Below are 17,859 nucleotides of genomic sequence, written 5' to 3'. Positions count from 1 at the left end.
GCCGCGTTTGCTCACACGCATTTCACAACTCATCACCAAAGTTATCCACATGTCGCCCACACCGTCTTCCACACCGCAATGGCCCGTGGCAATAGGCGAGGCTGCGCGCCGCGCGGGCGTGTCGGCGCGCATGCTGCGCCATTACGAAGGCCTCGGCCTGCTCGCGCCGGTGGCGCGCAGCGACAGCGGCTACCGCCAATACAGCGCCGCCGATGTGCACGCGCTGCGCTTCATCCGCCGCAGCCGCGACCTGGGTTTCTCGATCGAGGAAATCGCCACGCTGCTGGGCCTGTGGCAGGACCAGGAGCGCACCAGCGCCAGCGTCAAGCAGATCGCCCAGGCGCATATCGAAAGCCTGGCCGAACGCATCGCCGCGATGCAGGCCATGCAGCGCAGCCTGCAGACGCTGGTCCAGTGCTGCCATGGGGACGATAGGCCGGACTGCCCGATATTGGATGATCTGGCGGCGGCGGATGAGGTTTCTGCGCGTTCATCCTGAACGGCCTCCCATTTTGAGGACAGGCCGTTCACCCTTCGACAGGCTCAGGGCGAACGGTGCACCCGTTCGTGGTGAGCTTGTCGAACCATGAACGGCCTGCCTTCAAATCAGCGCCGCAACACCCCCGCCAGCAGCGTCTTCAGACAATGCCCAGCCACCTCCTGCGGCGAATACTCCCCGCCCGGCTGATACCAGCGCCCTATCCAGCTCAGCGCGCCGCCGATCACAAACGCGGTCATCTTGGGATCGCAAGGCGCCAGGCTCCCCTCCTCCACACCCTGGGCCACAAGGCGCCGGAATTCATGGTCTATCTCGGCCTTGATACGCCGCAGTTCGGCGCGGTTGGGCGCCGAGATCTGCTCCTCGCCCACGCGTATCAGGCACATGCCGAAGTCCTGCGTGACGATGCGCGCATAGACCTGCATGCAGGCCGTGAGCTGGTCCAGCGCCGTGCCGCCGTCGCGGCGTGAAGCCTCGATTCCGTCGAGCATCAGCTGCAGGCCCTGGCGCACGCAGCCCAGCAGGATCTCTTCCTTGTTCTTCACGTAGTAGTACAGCGTGGGCTTGCTCACGCCCAGCCGCGCGGCGATGTCGTCGAGCGAAGTGGCATGGAAGCCGCGCTCGTTGAACAGCTGCGCCGCCGCCGACAGCACGGCCTGGCGCTTGGCCTCGCGCTGCTGCGCGCTGTGCTGCGTGGCCGGCCACAACAGCCCCTCATCAATGGCGTCTTCGGAGTGCAAGGAAGGGTTCATCAGTGTTTCCATGGGTGGCGGGAAAGTCCCAATGTCGGGACCCGAGGTCGCCAACCAGAATCCTACTCGTGAGTAAGAAGTCTACTCACCAGTAGCCCCCCTCCGGTTCGCACAAACCCGCAGAAGAAGGCCGATGGAGACACACACCCCAGGCAGCCCCGCTGCCCCCCTGCTGCAGGTCGACGGCATCACGCTCGCGTTCGGTGGCGTCAAGGCGCTCAACGGCGTGGGCTTTGCCGTCCAGCCCGGCTCCATCACCGCGGTGATAGGGCCCAACGGCGCAGGCAAGACTTCGCTGTTCAACACCATCTCGGGCTTCTACCGCCCGGCCCAGGGCCGCATCCTGTTCGAAGGCCACGACATCAGCCAGGTGCACGCGCCCCAGCGCGCCAAGCTGGGCCTGGGTCGCAGCTTCCAGAACATCGCGCTGTTCCGCGGCATGACCGTGCTCGACAACATCAAGCTCGGCCGCCACGCGCACCTCAAGACCAATGTGCTCGACGCGCTGTTCTACCTGGGCCGCGCGCGCCGCGAGGAAGCCGCGCTGCGCGCCGACATCGAGGAACGCATCATCGATTTCCTCGAGATCGACCATATCCGCCACGCCCCCGTTTCCGCCCTGCCCTACGGTCTGCAAAAGCGCGTGGAAATGGCGCGTGCGCTGGCCATGCAGCCCAAGGTGCTGATGCTCGACGAACCCGTCGCCGGCATGAACCGCGAGGAGACCGAAGACATGGCGCGCTTCATTCTCGACGTGCGCGCCGAATGGGGCGTCACGGTGCTGATGGTCGAACACGACATGGGCATGGTGATGGACCTGTCCGACCATGTCGTGGTGCTCAACTTCGGCCAGGTCATCGCCCAGGGCACGCCGGCCGAAGTCCAGGCCGACCCCGAAGTGATTCGAGCCTACCTGGGCTCGGGCGATGTCGGCGACCTGCGCCAGCGCCTGCATGCGGGCCTGCACAACACGGCCGCCAGCGTCGCAACAAATGCCGTCGGAACCGACGGCGTGGGAGTCGCGTGATGGATTGGGCCTATCTGTTTGAAATCAGCCTCACGGGCCTGGCCGGCGGCGGGCTCTACGCGCTCGCCGCGCTGGCCTTCGTGATGGTCTACAAGGCCACGCGCGTGGTGAACATCGCCATAGGCGAAATCCTGATGGTCGGCGCCTACCTGTTCTTCACGTTCTCGGCGAGTTTCGCGCTGCCGCTGTGGCTCGCGGTGCCCGCGGCCGTGCTGTGCTGCGGCCTGCTGGGCGCGGTGATAGAGCGCACCATCATCCGCCCGCTGCTGGGCGAGCCGCCGATCTCGGTGTTCATGGTCACCGTGGGCCTGGCCTCGGTGCTCGTGGGCCTGGTCGAGATGATCTGGACCGCCGACCAGCGCCGCCTGCCCGACTTCATGCCCACCCAGCCCATCATGATCGGCGAGGCGTTTCTCGCGCCCAAGATCTTCTGGGGCGCGGTGATCGCCGTGGTGTTCATCGCCGTGGTGCTGCTGGTATTCCGCTTCTGGCGCGGCGGCGTGGCGCTGCGCGCCACGGCCTCCGACCAGGCCGCGGCCTACTCCATGGGCATCAACGTGCCGCGCGTGTTCTCGCTGGCCTGGGTGGTCTCGGCCATGATTGCCGCGGTCTCGGGAATCATCGTCGGCTCCATCGGCGGCATCTCTTCATCGATGGGCATCTTCGGCCTGTCGGTGCTGGTGGTGGTGATCGTCGGCGGGCTCGACAGCGTGCTGGGCGCGCTCATCGGCGGCCTGTTCATCGGCCTGATCGAAGCGCTGGCCGGGGCCTTCCTCGGCGGCGAATACAAGCTGCTGAGCACTTTCATCATGCTGGTGATCGTGCTCATGATCCGCCCCTACGGCCTGTTCGGCACGCGCGAAATCGAGAGGTTGTAGACCCATGAGAATCGGCACCCTCAAACAAAGCTACGTCGCCGACGCGGCGCTGTTCGACTCGCGCACGCAGAAGATCTGGCTGGCCGTCGCGGCCGCGCTGCTGTGCGTCTTTCCCTTCATGGCCAGCGACTACTGGCTGTACCTCGCCTGCCTGGTGAGCATCAATGTCGCCAGCGCCACGGGCCTCAACATCCTCACGGGCTACACCGGCCTCGTGAGCCTGGGCCAGGCCGCGTTCATGGGCCTGGGAGCCTACACCGTGGCCATCCTGGAGACACGGCTGGGAACGCCCTTCCTGCTCAATCTGCTGGCGGGCGGCCTGGTGGCCATGGTCGGCGGCATCGTGGTCGGCATTCCCTCGCTGCGCGTCAAGGGGCTGTACCTCGCGATCGCCACGATTGCCGCCTCGTTCATCGCCCACTTCCTGTTCGCCAATCTGGCGCTCACGGGCGGCACCACGGGCATCTCCATGCCGCCGGCCAAGTTCTTCGGCCTGCCGCTGGAGACGTCGTTCCGGCTCTACTGGGTGATCGTTCCGGTCACGCTGCTGATGCTGCTGGGCGCGGCCAATCTGTTTCGCACGCGCATTGGCCGGGCGTTCATCGCCATCCGCGACCGCGACATCTCGGCCGAAGTGCTGGGCATTCCGCTGCTGCGCTACAAGCTGCTGTCGTTCGGCCTGTCGTCGTTCTACGCGGGCGTGGCCGGCGGGCTCTGGGCCTACTTCTTCCGCGTGGTCACGCCCGAGAGCTTTCCGCTGCTGATGTCGATCTTCTTTCTCGCCGCGATCATCGTCGGCGGCATGGGCTCCATCCTGGGCGCAATCCTCGGCGCGGTCTTCATGACCATGGTGCCCGAGCTGCTCAAGCTGGTGGTCGATCTGCTGCCCGGCGGCAGCGAGCTCACGGTGTTCCTGTCGCCCGTGCGCACCATCATCTTCGGCCTGCTGATCATTGGTTTTCTGGTGTTCGAGCCGCTGGGGCTCGCAGAAGTGTGGCGGCGCATTCGCCGCTTTTTCCACCTGTGGCCTTTCCGCAATTGAGCGGCAGCGCCCTGTCATCGACGAGGAACAACGCATGCAACAGAACCTGACTTCCCAGCGCCGCCGCTCGCTGCTGCTGGCCGCCGGCGCCAGCCTCGCCGCGCCGCTGGCCGCGCACGCCCAGACCGGGGGCGAAGACATCGTCATCGGCGGCTCGATTCCCATGACCGGCGTGTTTGCCTTCGCGGGCGTGGGCATCAACCTGGGCATTGGCGACTACGTGAAGATGGTCAACGACGCAGGCGGCATCAAGGGCCGCAAGCTGCGCTACGTGCCCGAGGACACGGGCTACAAGGTCGATGTCTCGGTCGCGGCCTACAAGAAGCTCACGAGCCAGAACAAGATCAATCTCTACTACGGCGACTCGACGGGCTTCTCGAAAACCATCAACCCCGAGCTGGACCGCAACGGCAATATCCTGATGGCCGGCGCCTCGTTCGCCACCGAACTCAACGACCCGAAAAAGTACCCGAACCAGTTCCTCGTCGGCCCCGATTACACCGAGATGTTCGGCATCCTGCTCAAGCACATCGCCAAGGAAAAGCCCGGAGCCAAGGTGGCCTTCGTCTACTCCGATTCCGAGTTCGGCCGCGACCCCATCGAGGCCAGCGAAGCCATGGCCAAGAAGCTGGGCCTCACGGTGCCCGTGAAGCTGATGACGCCCGCGGGCAGCGTCGACGTGTCGACCGAAGTCATCAAGCTGCGCCGCGCCGCGCCCGACTACACCATCTTCCACGGCTACATCCTCGCGCCCATTCCCGAGTTCGTGACCCAGGGCAAGCAGATGGGCATGACCAGCAAGTGGATGGGAACGTTCTGGACCATGGACAGCTCCACGGTCATGAAGATGGGCCCGGCCGGCGACGGCTTCATGGGCGTCATGCCCTACCGCTACTACTACGACACTTCCGCGCCCGCACCCACGCTCGACAGGATCCGCAAGCTGCGCCCCGAATACCAGAGCACGGCCTACATGCAGGGCTATCTCGCGGCCATGCTGTTCGTCGAATCGGCCAAGCGCTGCCTCGACGCCGGCAAGCCGCTCAACGGCCCCAACCTCAAGGCCGCGCTCAACAGCCTCAAGGACTTCGACACCGGCGGCCTGATCGGCGTGCCCATCACCATCCGCGGCAACTCCATTCCCGTGGGCCGCGTCTACCGCGCCGACATGAAGGAGCAGAAGATGGTGCCGGCGTCTGACTGGATCGCGCTCTGACACCATGGAGCCGCGCATGACCCGACAGGCCCCGGACCTGGTCCTCGAAGTCAACAACATCGAGGTCATCTACAACAAGGTGGTGCAGGCCCTGCGCGGCCTGTCGCTGGTCGTGCCGCGCGGCGAGATCGTGGCGCTGCTGGGCAGCAACGGCGCGGGCAAGTCGACCACGCTCAAGGCCATCTCCGGCCTGCTGGCGCTGGAGAACGGCGCGCTCGCCGGCGGCAGCATCCTGTTCAACGGCCAGCCGCTGGCCCAGCTCGCGCCGCAGCAGCTGGTGCGCCGCGGGCTGTCGCACGTGATGGAAGGCCGGCGCGTGTTCGAAGACCTGACCGTGGAAGAGAACCTGGTCGCGGCCAGCTACGCACTCACAGGCCGGCCCAACGCCAAGCCGGACTACGACCTGGTCTACAGCTACTTTCCGCGCCTGCACGAGCGCCGCAAGGGCCTTGCCGGCTATCTCTCGGGCGGCGAGCAGCAGATGCTGGCCATAGGCCGGGCGCTGATCGCCGAGCCCACGCTGATCCTGCTCGACGAACCTTCGCTGGGCCTGTCGCCGAAACTCGTCGAAGACATCTTCGGCATCATCGCGCGCATCAATGCCGAGCGCGGCACGTCGATGCTGCTGGTCGAGCAGAACGCCACCGTGGCGCTGGCCGTCGCCCACCGCGGCTACATCATGGAAAACGGCAAGATCGTGATCGACGGCCCGGCAGAACTGCTGGCCGGCGACGCCGACGTGCGCGAGTTCTATCTCGGCATGGGCGGCACGGGCGAAGCCAAGGGCTTCAAGGACATCAAGCACTACAAGCGCCGCAAACGCTGGCTTTCCTAGGAATTGTTCCACATGAAACATTCCTCTTTTCTCCCCGACCGTACCCTGCCCCAGCAGCTGCGCGAACTCGCGCGCAGCCAGCCCGAACGCGTCGCGCTGCGGCAAAAGGACTTCGGCATCTGGAAGCCCGTGACCTGGGCCAGCTACTACCAGCGCGCCGGCCATTTCGGCCTGGGCCTGCACGCGCTGGGACTGCGCGCCGGCGGCCATATGGGCGTGATTTCCGAGAACCGCGTCGAATGGGTGCTGGCGCAGATGGGCTGCGGCCTGATCGCGGCCGTGACCGTGGGCGTCTACCCCACGAGCCCGACCAACGAGGTGGCCTATGTGGTCGCGCATGCCGACATTTCCATCATGATCTGCGAAGACCAGGAGCAGGTCGACAAGCTGCTCGCCGCGCGCGCCAGCCTGCCGCGACTCACGCATATCGTGGTCATGGAGACCAAGGGCCTGCGCAGCTACACGGCCGAAGAGCGCAGGCTGATCGCCACGTTCGCCGAAGTCGAGGCCCTGGGCCGCACGGCCTGGGACGCAGGCCAGCATGCGCTCATTGACGAGGCGCTGGCGCAGCAGACCTTCGACGCTATCGCGCTGATGATCTACACCTCGGGCTCGACCGGCAAGCCCAAGGGCGCGATGATTTCCTGGCGCAACATCCGCGGCGTGGCGCCGGGCATCATTGAGCGGCTGCAGCTCACCTCCGACATGCGCCACCTGTCCTATCTGCCGCTGTGCCATGTGGCCGAGCAGATGCTGACCACCTTCGTGCCCATCTATCTGGGCGCGCAGGTGCACTTCGGCGAATCGATTCGCACCGTGCAGGAAGACCTGCGCGAAGTCGCGCCCAGCATGTTCCTGGGCGTGCCGCGCATCTGGGAAAAGATGCACGCGAGCCTGAGCATCAAGCGGCTCGAAACCGGCCGCTGGCAGCGCCGGCTGATGGACCGCGCGATCGCCGCCTGCACGCCGCTGGCCGACAAGCCGCGCGCGCAGTGGAGCCTGGGCGACAAGCTCACCTACGGCCTCTGGTACTGGCTGGTGCTGCGCGCGCTGCAGAACTTCCTGGGCCTGCGCTGCGTCTCGGTGGCGCTCACCGGCGCCGCGCCGATTCCCGCCGAAGTCGTGCGCTACTTTCGCGTGCTGGGCATTCCGCTGGTCGAGGTCTACGGCCTGACCGAGTCGACGGGCATGGTGCTGGGCCACCGCATCGACCAGGTCATCCCCGGCACCGTGGGCGAACCGATAACGGGCGTCGAGTGGCGCCTGGCCGACAGCGGCGAACTGCAGATCCGCGGCGACATGGTGTTCGCGGGCTACTACAACAACCCCGAAGCCACGGCCGCCACGCTGCAGGACGGCTGGCTGCATACCGGCGACGTGGTGCGCGAACAGCAGGGCCAGCTGAAGATCGTCGACCGCCTGAAAGACATCATGATCACCGCGGGCGGCAAGAACCTCACGCCGTCCGAAATCGAAAACACGATGAAGGCCAGCCCCTACATCAAGGAATGCGTGATCGTCGCCGAAGGCCGCAAGTTCGTCGCCGCGCTCATCATGCTCGACGCCGAGACCGTGGGCCAATGGGCGCAGTCGCGGCGCATTCCCTTCACCCACTTCCGTTCGCTGGCCGAGCACCCCGACGTGCTGGCGCTGATCGACAGTGAAATCGCCACGGGCAATGCGCGCCTGGCCCAGGTCTCGCAGATCCGCAAATTCCATTTGCTGACCAAGGAGCTGGACCACGACGACGGCGAAGTCACGGCGACGATGAAAGTGCGCCGCGCGAGCATCTACAAGGCCTACAGCGCCGACATCGAGGCGCTTTACCGATGAACTCCCCCTCTTCTTGCGAAGACCCGCTGCGCATCGAACGCGACGACGGCGTGGTCACGCTGGTCTTCAACCGGCCCAAGGCGCTCAATGCGATCAACGTCGCCATGGCCCAGGCCCTGCTGGCAGCGCTGCAGGACATCGCGCGCGACGACAGCGTGCGCGCGCTGGTGCTGCGCGGCGAAGGCCGGGCCTTCATGGCGGGCGGCGATCTGCTCACACTGCAGCGCGACCCGCTGGCCGGCGTCGATGCGCTGCTCGAGCCGCTGAACCAGGCGCTGCTGCTGCTCGCCAATCTCGACGCCCCCGTGATCGCCCAGGTGCAGGGTGCGGCCGCGGGCGCAGGCCTGAGCCTGATGCTGCAGGCCGACTTCGTTCTCGCCGCCGAAGGCGCGCAGTTCAACCTGGCGTATATCAACCTCGGCGCAAGCTGCGATGTCGGTGCTTCCTGGGCCTTGCCGCGCTGGGTCGGCCTGCGCCGCGCGCTCGAAATCGCGATGCTGGGCGAATCGCTGGACACAGGCCAAGCGCTGCAGATGGGGTTGATCAACCGCGTGTTGCCGGCGACGGAACTATCAGGCGAAGTCCAGCGCCTGGCCGCGCGCCTGGCCCAGGGCCCGACCCAGGCGCTGGGACATATGCGCCGGCTGATGCGTGCCTCGCTGGAGACAGGCCTTCAGGCCCAGCTTCACGCAGAATGGCAGGCGTTTCGGGCCTGCGCGCAGACAGACGATCTGCGCGCGGGAATTGATGCATTCTTTCAAAAGCAGCCCGCCCGTTTCACGGGCCGTTGACTGCAAAGTTATCCACAGGATCTGGCCATGACCACTCGCGAAATCTTCGTCGTCAGCAGCGCACGCACCGCCATCGGCACTTTTGGCGGCAGCTTGAAGGACGTCCCCAACACGCAGCTTGCCACCACGGCCGTCAAGGCCGCGATCGCGCGCTCGGGCCTGGACCCGCAGGCCATCGGCCATGTGGTCATGGGCAATGTGATTCCCACCGATACCAAGGACGCTTATCTCAGCCGCGTCGCGGCCATCGATGCGGGCTGCCCCATCGAAACGCCCGCGTTCAACGTCAACCGCCTGTGCGGTTCGGGCCTGCAGGCCATCGTTTCGGCGGCCCAGGCGATCGCGCTGGGCGACTGCGATGTCGCCGTCGGCGGCGGCTCGGAATCGATGAGCCGCGGCCCCTACTTCGACACCGCCGCGCGCTGGGGCGCGCGCATGGGCGACGCCAAGAGCATCGACTACATGCTCGGCATCCTGCACGACCCATGGCAGAAAATGCACATGGGCATCACCGCGGAAAACGTCGCTGCGCGCTACAAGATTTCCCGCGAGCAGCAGGACCAGCTCGCGCTGCTGAGCCAGCAGCGCGCGGCCGCGGCGATCGAAGCCGGCTACTTCAAGGAACAGATCGTGCCCGTGGAAATCGCCACGCGCAAGGGCACGGTGCTGTTCGACACCGACGAGCATGTGCGCGCCGCGACCACGCTGGACGTGCTGGCCGGCATGAAGCCCGCGTTCCAGAAAGACGGCGGCAGCGTCACGGCCGGCAATGCCTCGGGCCTCAACGATGGCGCGGCCGCCGTGGTGCTGGTCGCGGGCGATCGCCTGGCCGGCCTCAACGCCAAGCCGCTGGCGCGCCTCGTGGGCTATGCACACGCGGGCGTCGATCCCGCCTATATGGGCATTGGCCCCGTGCCCGCGACGCAGAAGGTGCTGGCGCGCACCGGCCTGAAGATCAGCGACATGGACGTGATCGAAGCCAACGAAGCCTTCGCCGCCCAGGCCTGTGCCGTGATCCAGGAACTGGGCCTGGACCCGGCCAAGGTCAACCCCAACGGCTCGGGCATCTCGCTGGGCCACCCCGTGGGCGCGACCGGCGCCATCATCACCACCAAGGCGATCGCCGAGCTGCAGCGCACGGGCGGACGCTATGCGCTGGTGACGATGTGCATTGGCGGGGGGCAAGGGATCGCGGCGATTTTTGAGCGGGTGTAAATAGGCTCCGCTCCCCATAAAAAAGAGCCGCACAAAGCGGCTCTTTTGCATGGCGCGAATCGATCAGAACGGCGCCGATTCCGGATCCGAGTCCTCGGGCGCTTCCTTGGGCCCCGTCACGGCCATGGCCTTGCCCTTGGCTGCGGCCATGCGCACGCCCAGTACTTCGGCGGGTGCTGGCTGCTGCAGCGCCGCTGGCAGGCCTTCGCCCAGCGCCGTGCGCCCTTCCCCACCCAGGGCCTCGATCAGATCGGGCAGCAGCTTGCTCAGCTCGCCCGTGGCAATCGCCACATCGGCGTCGAAACCGCCGTCATCCTTGGACTGGCCGTCGAAAACGGTTTCCAGGAAGGTGATCTTCTTGACCTGCAGGCCTTCGGTCAGCAGCAGCGAAACCCGGTCGTCCCAGGTCAGCGCGAGCTTGGTCGGCAGCTTGCCGGCTTCGATATGCGCCTTGACTTCGTCGATGTCTAGCGGATGGCGCGCATAGCGCACCACCGACTTGGCTTCGTCTGCGCTCTTGAGTTCGCACTCCTGGTCGATGGTGAAGCCCACGGGCGGCTCCTGGCTCGAGAGCCAGTGCGCCATCGCGGCCTGGGCCGCGGTCTGCGTGTCGAGCAGTGCCACGGCAAAGCCCGGCAGTCCGTCGACCAGCAGCGTCACAACCTCATCGGCGCGCGTCTGGCTGCCCGTGTCGAGCACCAGAAAGCGCGCCGCGGAGTCGATCCAGATCCACATGCCGCCCTGCTTGGTGAAAGCCATGGGCAGCAGGTCGAGCTTGGCTTCGTCCTTGAGCTCCTGCTTTTCCTTCTTGCCGGGCTTGCGGCCCGAATTGCGCTCAATGGCATCGGCCTTTTCCTGCACCTTGCGATTGAGCACGCTGGCCGGCAGCATCTTGCTTTCGCTCATGAAGCGCAGTATCCACTGGCCGCCGACCGACTCGGCGAACAGGCCTTCGCCCTCGCCGCGCGGCTGCACCCAGCCCGCGGAACGCTCCTGCGTCGCGCCACACTCGGTGAACGGCGTGCGCGCCAGCGCTTCCTCCACCTGCTCCAAAGTACCCTGCCATTGCTCGGCAATGCGGTACACGATCATGTTCTTGAACATCCACTACCTTTGTTCATGCAGCAGAGGATTCTTGCCGCCGGCCTGCGCCCGCGCGTGCAACCTCTGCGCCCGGTGATGACCATCATCACCCTGGTTGATTTGAAATCGAAAAGCGCTAGGCGCAAACCATACAAGGCTTCAAAGCCATTGCGCCTGTAAAAAAGCGTTTCCAGCTGCGCCGCAACTTGTCACTACTTTACACAGCATCACGCAGCCCACACGCGAGCGTTACATGCGCGTCGCAAACTGACATCCAGCGCTGCAGTTTTCCCTGCCACAGCGTGTTCATCCATCCCAAGAAAGGACCTGCTCCATGGCTATTTTCCAACGCACTCTGACTGCCACCGCCGCCGCTGCCACCATCTTCGCCGCGCTGGCCATGCCTACATGGGCCCAGACACCCGCTGCCGCTCCCGCAGCGGCCACCAGCGCTGCCGCCGAACCCGGCGCCCGAGGCCCCGGCCACCATCCGCGTGACCGTGCAGCCCATGAAAAGCGCATGGCCGAAAAGGCACAGAAATTCCAGGCAGCGCTGCAACTGACGGACGCCCAGCAAGCCGGCTGGAACACCTACCGCGAGGCCGTCAAGCCTGCGCCCCGCGGCAAGCGCATGGACCGTGAAAGCTTTGCAAAGCTGACCACACCGCAGCGCATCGACCATATGCAGCAGCAGCGTGCCGAACGCAACGCCAACGCCGACCGCCGGGCACAGGCGACCAAGACTTTTTATGCCACGTTGACACCCGCGCAGCAGAAGACTTTTGACGCCGAGACCCTGCGCCATGGAATGCACCACGGAAAGCGCCATGGCCACCATGGCGAACACCATGCTCCAGGCCATGGCAAGGGTCCAGCGCCGGCCGCCACAGCCAAGTAAAGACGCCTGCAAGCCCTCAAGGCTTTCAAGCCCCCGCAAAGCAGGCCTCGGCCTGCTTTTTTCATGGCCGACAAATGATCGTGGTCTGCCTGTCACATGCCCCTATAGCGTCTTAGGGGCAAAAACATGACGCGACATTTACTGTCAAAAACATGTTTTCATCCTCCATACACTTGTTTAAAAGCGTAATTTATTCAGTCCACTGGAGTTGTTAACAATGCAGTTGAAAATGTCTCGTCTTGCAGCATCATGGACAAGTGGTACGGCCATGCTTTTGGCCAGCTGGGGCGCGCAGTCCCAGCCCGTTTTCAACGACCACTCTCCCACCTGGTACGTTCAGGCAGCCGTGGCGGCGAATGATGCGTATGCCGCCAATATAGGCGTCACCCTGCCCTGGCGGAAATGGACCTACGCGCTGGGCTCAGGCCAGGTCACGGGCCACTGGGATCTGTTTGCCAGCCACTGGTCAAGCCATACGCTCAGGGACGAGCGCCAGCGCTCTTATGTACTCGGCGTGATTCCCAGCTTTCGCTGGCGCGGCGACCAAGGTCAATCGGCGTGGTTCGCCCAGGCCGGCACCGGTCTCGCATGGTCCTCCGCGTACTACCAATCCAAAGACAAACAGTTCAGCACGCGCTACAACTTCGCCACGCACCTGGCCGTAGGCGCCAATTTCGGCGCGCGGCGTGAACACGAAGTCATGCTGCGCCTTGAACATTTTTCGAATGCCGGCCTGAAACGCCCGAATCCGGGCGAGAACTTCCTGCAAGTGCGCTACGCCCACCGGTTCTGAACCGGAACAGTTATCCACAGAGTCGGCCCCCAAAGCGCAAAACTCCGACCACCAACCGCCCGTCAGGGCGGTTTTTTTTCGTCTTCAGAGCCTGTGGATAAACCTGAGGAAAATTTTCTGACATCTCCAATGTTATCCACAAGCATACTGATCAATCAAAAGTTATACCCAAACGCGGTGCAGCAGTACATGCCATCCAGACACATACTTTCAATCAACGTAAGATGTTGTTTTATATGAAAAATATCAAGTTATCCACAATAAACTGCCTGCTCTACTACTACGACTATCTATAAATAGAAATATTAGGAACAACAACAGCGCACAAATTTTGGGCAGCTTCCATGAAGTCCACAAACAGCCGTCTTTCGCAAATAGCACAGCAGCACACCTCAAAAAATAGACACAGCAACAAAACAACGATGGAAAGCAGCCAAAAAAAAAGTTATCCACTCCTAAATAAATAGCAAACTATTGTTTATTCAAGAGGAATAACAGGCTAAATCTGTGGAAAAAACAACGCTGCCAGACTCTGTGGATATCTAAATATCAACCTATAAGTTATCAACAGGAAGTTCAGTTTTTGAAAAGTTATCCACTTTTGCAGTACATCAAGAAGAGGGCGTCACACACAGGCTTTTGAAAAACGGAAGTCTTTGATTTTCTTCAGGAAAGTAAAGTTATCCACAGAAGTTGGCCGCATCTACTACTACGACTAATTTCTTATAGTGAAATAAATGAACAACTAGGAGAGCTTCCGGGACAAGCCTGGAAAACACCGCATCCAGAGAAATCCGTCTTGCGTCACAAGCGGAAAAAGCGCAAAGTTCAGACCTCACGGAAGCAATCCGACGAAAAAATTGCGGCTTTCAGTGGAAAACCGCAAGAAATGGGGACAACTCACGGTCCGAGGCACTGAAACCGCTGGTTATCCACAAGTTGTTATCAACATCTGTGGAAAGATGTGCGGCGCTGCAGGGCTCCGCGGCTAAGTCGTTGTTTTTATTAGGTGTTCAAATATTTTCAACATAGCTTGGTGGATGGTGCCAGTCGTGTAACTCGGTTACATCGCGTTTTTTGTGCAGATTCGCTGCCTGCAAACCCGGTGCTGCATGTGCTCCGACACTTAGCGCGGGGGGCGTGATCAGGCTTTGCAATCCCCGGCCCATGGCGGCATGAGCCGGCGAGTCTGGGCAAACGTCTAGACGGCCTCAGAAGGCCTTTGGAGCAAGGTTGGGGGTGTGGGGCAGGTGGTGCGAACGGACGACGCTGGTGAGCCTCAGGCGGGGCTGCATCGCGATGCGCAGCATCAGGGCCAGGTAACCATCCAGAATCGCGTTGGCAGGTGCCAAGCCATCATGGCGATGGCGGGGGAAGAGAAATCAACAAACCGTGGGCCCGGACGGTTTGTGTACGCCCTGCGCAGGGCGTTTTGGAAAATACCGGGGAGCGTTGCTCAACCGGCATGCGCATGCCGGGCGCCAGAAAGCTCAGGCTTTTTTCAGAAATACCGACTTGAGCATGAAACTGCCTTGCTCGGTCTTGCAGTCCACGTCGTGATCGCCGTTGCCATGGACCAGGCGAATGCTCTTGACCTTCGTGCCTTTCTTGATCACGGTCGACGAGCCCTTGACCTTGAGGTCCTTGATCAGCAGCACCGCGTCGCCATCGGCCAGCAGCGTGCCGTTGGCATCACGGATGCTGCCGTCACCCGCTTCGCTGTCTTCGGGCGCTTCAGCGCTGTTTTGCGGCCATTCAAAGGCACAGTCGGGGCACAGGTAGCTTGCGCCATCGGGATAGGTGTTCTCAAGCCCGCATTGGGGGCAGGCTGGTACATGTTCAGGCATGTGAATACTCTCTCTGTCAATGAAAACGATGTCAGGGCCGATGGACCCTGTTTTTTTATCTGGGAGCGCGCTTTTCGAGCGCAAAGGGCGGCAGGCCGTTGAGCAGCCGCTGACCGTAATTGGTGCGCACCAGGCGCTTGTCGTAGCAATAGACAAACGCACGATCTTCCTCGGTGCGGATGGCGCGTCCCACCCACTGCGCCAAACGGATGGCCGTGGCCGGCACCACCAACTCGCTGAAGGGGTCCCTGCCGGCGCTGCGCAGCCACTCGGCGCGGGCTTCTCCCACTGGATCGTCGGGCGGCGCAAACGGCAGCTTGGTGATGAACAGCGACTCGCACAGCGCGCCCGGCAGATCCAGCCCCTCGCCGAACGACTGCATGCCGAAGATGATCGACGGCTGGCCGTCTGCCACACGCTCGCGGTGCAGGGTCAGCAACTGGGCCCGCGGCATGGCGGTCTGCACCAGTACATTGGCGCGCATGGCGGTCGAGAGGGCATCGACCGCCTGGCGCATCTGCTCGCGTGACGTGAACAGCACCAGCGCACCCGATTCGACGCGTGCCAGGTCGTGCAGCAGTGCATCGACCATCTCGATGGTGAAGGCGCTGGCCTGGCGTGGATCGGCATGGGTTTCAGCGGCGACGAAAATGCCTTGGGACGCGTAGTCGAACGGACTGGGCACTTCAAGCGTGGTCACGGCCGCATCGCCATGCAGGCCCGATTCATGCAGGAAGAAGTCAAATTGTCCACAGCTTGTTAATGTGGCCGAAGTCAACACCGCGCCGCGCACTTGGGACCACAGGTGGCGGCGCAAGGTCGCTCCTGGCAACAGCGGGCTGGCATGGGCCTTGACGACGATGAATTCGCCATCTGTCTCCAACGTGAACCATTTCGCGTTGGGGACGTACTTACTGTCATCATTTTCCGCAGGTTGCTGCAGCAAAAGTTGGGCCGTGTCATAGACCGATTCAAGCCGGGGCGCAAGCGCGCCGACTTGTGCATACATTGTGGATAACCTGCGGGCTTCTTCGGGTTTGTCGCGAATTTCCAGGCGCAGCGCCTTGGAAATCGCGCGCAGCGCATCGAGAAAGCCATTGGCATGGTGCGATGCCTGGGCCAGTGGTTCCAGCAATGCCTCGGGCAGTATTCCGCGCGTCGCGCGCACGCGCGCCGGGCCCCATTTGTCTTTCTGTGACTTGAGTTCGTCGCCATAGAAGTCCATGACCAGCCGGGCCAGGTCCTGCAGGGTCTGGCGCAGCTGGCTCGAGTGCGTGGGCACGTCGGCCACTTCCTCGACTTCGAGCATGGTGCCCACGCGCAGCGCCCGGCTCGCCAATTTGTCGATCCAGCCCAGACGGCTCAAATCCAGCGCGCAGGCGAACTGGGACAGTGCGGTCGCTGGCAAGTGGTGGGCCTCGTCGAGCACCAGCAGGCAGTTGTCCAGGTCGGGCAGCAGGCGTGCGCCCAGCGAGGACAGCAGCAAATCATGGTTGGCCACGATCACCTGGGCCGCCACCATCGATTTGCGGCGTTCGTAATAAGTGCAGCCCTCGAAGGCCGGGCAATGTTTGCCGGTGCAGGAACTCGATTCGGCGGCCACCGGGCTCCAGGCTTCGGGTTCGGGCGGCGTCGCCAGCGAGTCGCGGTCGCCGTCCCAGACGCCCGTGGCCATGGCGTCGGCCATGCTGGCATAGAACTGCATGCGTGCCTCGAGTTCCTGTGCCGGGCGCGCCCGGGTCGCGGCTTCCTCTTCGGCAAACAGGTCGTCGGCTTCGTCGTGCGATTCGCCCGTGCCCGCGAGGCGTTCGAGCTTGAGCTTGCAGACAAAACGCCCGCGCCCCTTGGCGAGCGCGAATTTGAAAGGCTGCTCGAGTTGGGCGGCGAGGGCCGGCAAATCCTTGTTCACCAGCTGCTCCTGCAGCGCGACGGTCGCCGTCGATATCAGCACCCGCGTGCCGCGGGCCAGCGCGAGCGTGATCGCGGGAACGCTGTAGGCCAGCGATTTTCCAACCCCCGTTCCGGCTTGCACGACCGCAATGGAGCGTTCTGGCGCGGGTGCGTCGTCATCGACTTTTCCGAGCTGGGCGGTACTGAACGTAGTGGCTACTTGGGCCGCCATGCGCCGTTGGCCATCGCGGCCGCGGAACCCGGGGATGGACGCGACGACATCATCGAACGATTCAAGGCCCAACTGGGCCCACTTTTGCTGGGACATTGAGAGCGAAATGGACAGGTCTTTCGAGCACCAGTCGTAATAAATAAGAAATAAAACACAGATATGTAGTGAATAAGATGTTAAATCTTATGTTTTTTACACTACATACGGTGCTTTTGAGTACATACAACATGTACTGCATACGCATTCGGGTCGGTCTTGGGCGCACCGACTGTCTATTTTCGCAGGACTGAGGATTCTGTGGATAAGCGCGGATAAGTATTTGACGGCTTCTGCTGGATTCAACTTATCCACAGCATTTTTTGCAGGAACCCGAGTGCATACGTTGTGTGTATCCCTGGGGATAGGTGTGCGGATTGTTGGAAGATTGCATGAAAAATGCATTTCAAGTCAATGGCTTGTGATGGCTGTGCACAGGTTGTCCAGAAAGTTCGCAGGAAACACCGGAAAGCAGGAAAGGCATCGCCCGCAATTTATCCACAGAGCCGCCTGCACATTCCGCGGCTGCGCTGTGCATAGTGATATGACATGGTGGTGATTTGTGAACGCTTTGGCCCGCACGCGGAGCACTTGTCGGCTGAAATCCTGGCGACCGCCTTTTTTGCTTAAAAAATAGGCGAAAAACCGCTGATTCGGCGAAGGATTGGGGAACAAAACCGGGTTTTCCCTCGATAGATTTCATTTTTAGCTATCAATAAGATAGCTGTAAATTCATCCTTGCCATGGCCAATCTCTGTTTTTCATGGAAATTCCAGCCGTGGCGATGTACAAGCTGCGGGAAGTCGCTTGAACACGGTTTGTAATTTTTCTTATCTTCTTTTTCTCTTCACCCGTCGGCTACCCGACACGAAAGGGCCAGGGGGTGGACCAAAACGCCGGTGTGGCGCAGCACAGAGAGTGCAACAATGTGTTTGTCGAACCTGGCCGCTTGTTTTGCTTGCCGAAGGATTTCCAGATGCGGTCCCTGCACA

General features: G+C 62.7%; 15 protein-coding genes. 11 read left to right on the top strand and 4 right to left on the bottom strand.

The annotated features are described in order from the left end of the window. The first annotated feature begins 49 nt into the window (after positions 1-49). Positions 50-499 (top strand): Cu(I)-responsive transcriptional regulator, encoded by a 450-nt coding sequence (gene cueR, locus KHY18_RS01935; protein WP_213293674.1) that lies wholly within the window; start codon positions 50-52, stop codon positions 497-499. A gap of 107 nt (positions 500-606) precedes the next feature. On the opposite strand, the gene KHY18_RS01930 is transcribed toward cueR, so the two are convergent. Then, positions 607-1,251, bottom strand: a complete 645-nt coding sequence (locus KHY18_RS01930) for a TetR/AcrR family transcriptional regulator (RefSeq protein WP_349630230.1) — start codon at positions 1,249-1,251, stop codon at positions 607-609. 133 nt (positions 1,252-1,384) lie between these two features. Between KHY18_RS01930 and KHY18_RS01925 the strand changes: the two genes are divergently transcribed. From KHY18_RS01925 to KHY18_RS01890, 8 genes are read left to right on the top strand one after another with little or no spacing between them, the layout of a single operon-like run. After that, complete coding sequence (locus KHY18_RS01925; RefSeq protein ID WP_213293668.1) at positions 1,385-2,278, top strand: ABC transporter ATP-binding protein; 894 nt, start codon at positions 1,385-1,387, stop codon at positions 2,276-2,278. Beyond that, positions 2,278-3,156 carry a branched-chain amino acid ABC transporter permease gene (locus KHY18_RS01920; RefSeq protein WP_213293665.1) on the top strand — a complete coding sequence of 293 codons (879 nt, stop codon included), beginning with the start codon at positions 2,278-2,280 and terminating at the stop codon, positions 3,154-3,156. Before KHY18_RS01925 ends, KHY18_RS01920 begins: the two co-directional genes overlap by 1 nt. A gap of 4 nt (positions 3,157-3,160) precedes the next feature. Next, positions 3,161-4,198, top strand: a complete 1,038-nt coding sequence (locus KHY18_RS01915; RefSeq protein ID WP_213293662.1) for a branched-chain amino acid ABC transporter permease — start codon at positions 3,161-3,163, stop codon at positions 4,196-4,198. 34 nt (positions 4,199-4,232) lie between these two features. Beyond that, positions 4,233-5,414 (top strand): ABC transporter substrate-binding protein, encoded by a 1,182-nt coding sequence (locus tag KHY18_RS01910; protein ID WP_213293660.1) that lies wholly within the window; start codon positions 4,233-4,235, stop codon positions 5,412-5,414. 16 nt (positions 5,415-5,430) lie between these two features. Next, positions 5,431-6,249 carry an ABC transporter ATP-binding protein gene (locus KHY18_RS01905; RefSeq protein WP_213293658.1) on the top strand — a complete coding sequence of 273 codons (819 nt, stop codon included), beginning with the start codon at positions 5,431-5,433 and terminating at the stop codon, positions 6,247-6,249. Positions 6,250-6,261: 12 nt separating this feature from the next. Then, positions 6,262-8,082, top strand: coding sequence for an AMP-dependent synthetase/ligase (locus KHY18_RS01900; protein ID WP_213293656.1), 1,821 nt, complete (start codon positions 6,262-6,264; stop codon positions 8,080-8,082). After that, a complete protein-coding gene (locus KHY18_RS01895; RefSeq protein WP_213293654.1) occupies positions 8,079-8,873 on the top strand; it encodes an enoyl-CoA hydratase/isomerase family protein in 795 nt (264 codons plus the stop codon). The genes KHY18_RS01900 and KHY18_RS01895 overlap by 4 nt, the downstream gene beginning before the upstream one ends. Positions 8,874-8,900: 27 nt before the next feature. Further along, entirely contained in the window at positions 8,901-10,088 is a 1,188-nt protein-coding gene (locus tag KHY18_RS01890; RefSeq protein WP_213293652.1) for an acetyl-CoA C-acyltransferase family protein, read from the top strand. Positions 10,089-10,151: 63 nt separating this feature from the next. Here KHY18_RS01890 and KHY18_RS01885 read toward each other — a convergent pair whose 3' ends face one another. Next, positions 10,152-11,192, bottom strand: a complete 1,041-nt coding sequence (locus tag KHY18_RS01885; RefSeq protein ID WP_213293650.1) for a recombination-associated protein RdgC — start codon at positions 11,190-11,192, stop codon at positions 10,152-10,154. Between the two features lie 313 nt (positions 11,193-11,505). Here KHY18_RS01885 and KHY18_RS01880 point away from each other — a divergent pair, with 313 nt between their 5' ends. Beyond that, on the top strand, positions 11,506-12,069 hold the full coding sequence (locus tag KHY18_RS01880) for a Spy/CpxP family protein refolding chaperone (protein WP_213293647.1): 564 nt from the start codon (positions 11,506-11,508) through the stop codon (positions 12,067-12,069). 217 nt (positions 12,070-12,286) lie between these two features. Next, the gene (locus KHY18_RS01875; protein WP_249728838.1) at positions 12,287-12,862 is read left to right on the top strand and encodes an acyloxyacyl hydrolase; all 576 of its coding nucleotides are present in this window, start codon (positions 12,287-12,289) and stop codon (positions 12,860-12,862) included. Between the two features lie 1,490 nt (positions 12,863-14,352). Here the strand turns inward: KHY18_RS01875 and KHY18_RS01870 are convergent. Together KHY18_RS01870 and dinG are read right to left on the bottom strand one after the other, a co-directional pair. Next, entirely contained in the window at positions 14,353-14,709 is a 357-nt protein-coding gene (locus KHY18_RS01870; protein WP_213293643.1) for a zinc ribbon domain-containing protein YjdM, read from the bottom strand. Between the two features lie 55 nt (positions 14,710-14,764). Further along, positions 14,765-16,927, bottom strand: coding sequence for an ATP-dependent DNA helicase DinG (dinG, locus tag KHY18_RS01865; RefSeq protein WP_213293640.1), 2,163 nt, complete (start codon positions 16,925-16,927; stop codon positions 14,765-14,767). Positions 16,928-17,859: the final 932 nt, after the last annotated feature.

Source organism: Acidovorax sp. CCYZU-2555, assembly GCF_018413525.1.
In the GTDB taxonomy this organism is placed as follows: Bacteria; Pseudomonadota; Gammaproteobacteria; order Burkholderiales; family Burkholderiaceae_C; genus Comamonas.
The sequence above is the reverse complement of the archived record's forward strand: the minus strand, read 5'-3'. Positions and strand labels throughout refer to the sequence as shown.

What these genes read in the sequence shown, in the direction of transcription:
- KHY18_RS01895 (WP_213293654.1), top strand. Translation starts at nt 8,079, where the DNA reads ATGAACTCCCCCTCTTCTTGCGAAGACCCGCTGCGCATCGAACGCGAC.
- KHY18_RS01905 (WP_213293658.1), top strand. Translation starts at nt 5,431, where the DNA reads ATGACCCGACAGGCCCCGGACCTGGTCCTCGAAGTCAACAACATCGAG.
- KHY18_RS01925 (WP_213293668.1), top strand. Translation starts at nt 1,385, where the DNA reads ATGGAGACACACACCCCAGGCAGCCCCGCTGCCCCCCTGCTGCAGGTC.
- KHY18_RS01920 (WP_213293665.1), top strand. Translation starts at nt 2,278, where the DNA reads ATGGATTGGGCCTATCTGTTTGAAATCAGCCTCACGGGCCTGGCCGGC.
- KHY18_RS01880 (WP_213293647.1), top strand. Translation starts at nt 11,506, where the DNA reads ATGGCTATTTTCCAACGCACTCTGACTGCCACCGCCGCCGCTGCCACC.
- KHY18_RS01930 (WP_349630230.1), bottom strand. Translation starts at nt 1,251, where the DNA reads ATGAACCCTTCCTTGCACTCCGAAGACGCCATTGATGAGGGGCTGTTG.
- KHY18_RS01890 (WP_213293652.1), top strand. Translation starts at nt 8,901, where the DNA reads ATGACCACTCGCGAAATCTTCGTCGTCAGCAGCGCACGCACCGCCATC.
- cueR (WP_213293674.1), top strand. Translation starts at nt 50, where the DNA reads ATGTCGCCCACACCGTCTTCCACACCGCAATGGCCCGTGGCAATAGGC.
- KHY18_RS01885 (WP_213293650.1), bottom strand. Translation starts at nt 11,192, where the DNA reads ATGTTCAAGAACATGATCGTGTACCGCATTGCCGAGCAATGGCAGGGT.
- KHY18_RS01870 (WP_213293643.1), bottom strand. Translation starts at nt 14,709, where the DNA reads ATGCCTGAACATGTACCAGCCTGCCCCCAATGCGGGCTTGAGAACACC.
- KHY18_RS01875 (WP_249728838.1), top strand. Translation starts at nt 12,287, where the DNA reads ATGCAGTTGAAAATGTCTCGTCTTGCAGCATCATGGACAAGTGGTACG.
- KHY18_RS01910 (WP_213293660.1), top strand. Translation starts at nt 4,233, where the DNA reads ATGCAACAGAACCTGACTTCCCAGCGCCGCCGCTCGCTGCTGCTGGCC.
- dinG (WP_213293640.1), bottom strand. Translation starts at nt 16,927, where the DNA reads ATGTCCCAGCAAAAGTGGGCCCAGTTGGGCCTTGAATCGTTCGATGAT.
- KHY18_RS01915 (WP_213293662.1), top strand. Translation starts at nt 3,161, where the DNA reads ATGAGAATCGGCACCCTCAAACAAAGCTACGTCGCCGACGCGGCGCTG.
- KHY18_RS01900 (WP_213293656.1), top strand. Translation starts at nt 6,262, where the DNA reads ATGAAACATTCCTCTTTTCTCCCCGACCGTACCCTGCCCCAGCAGCTG.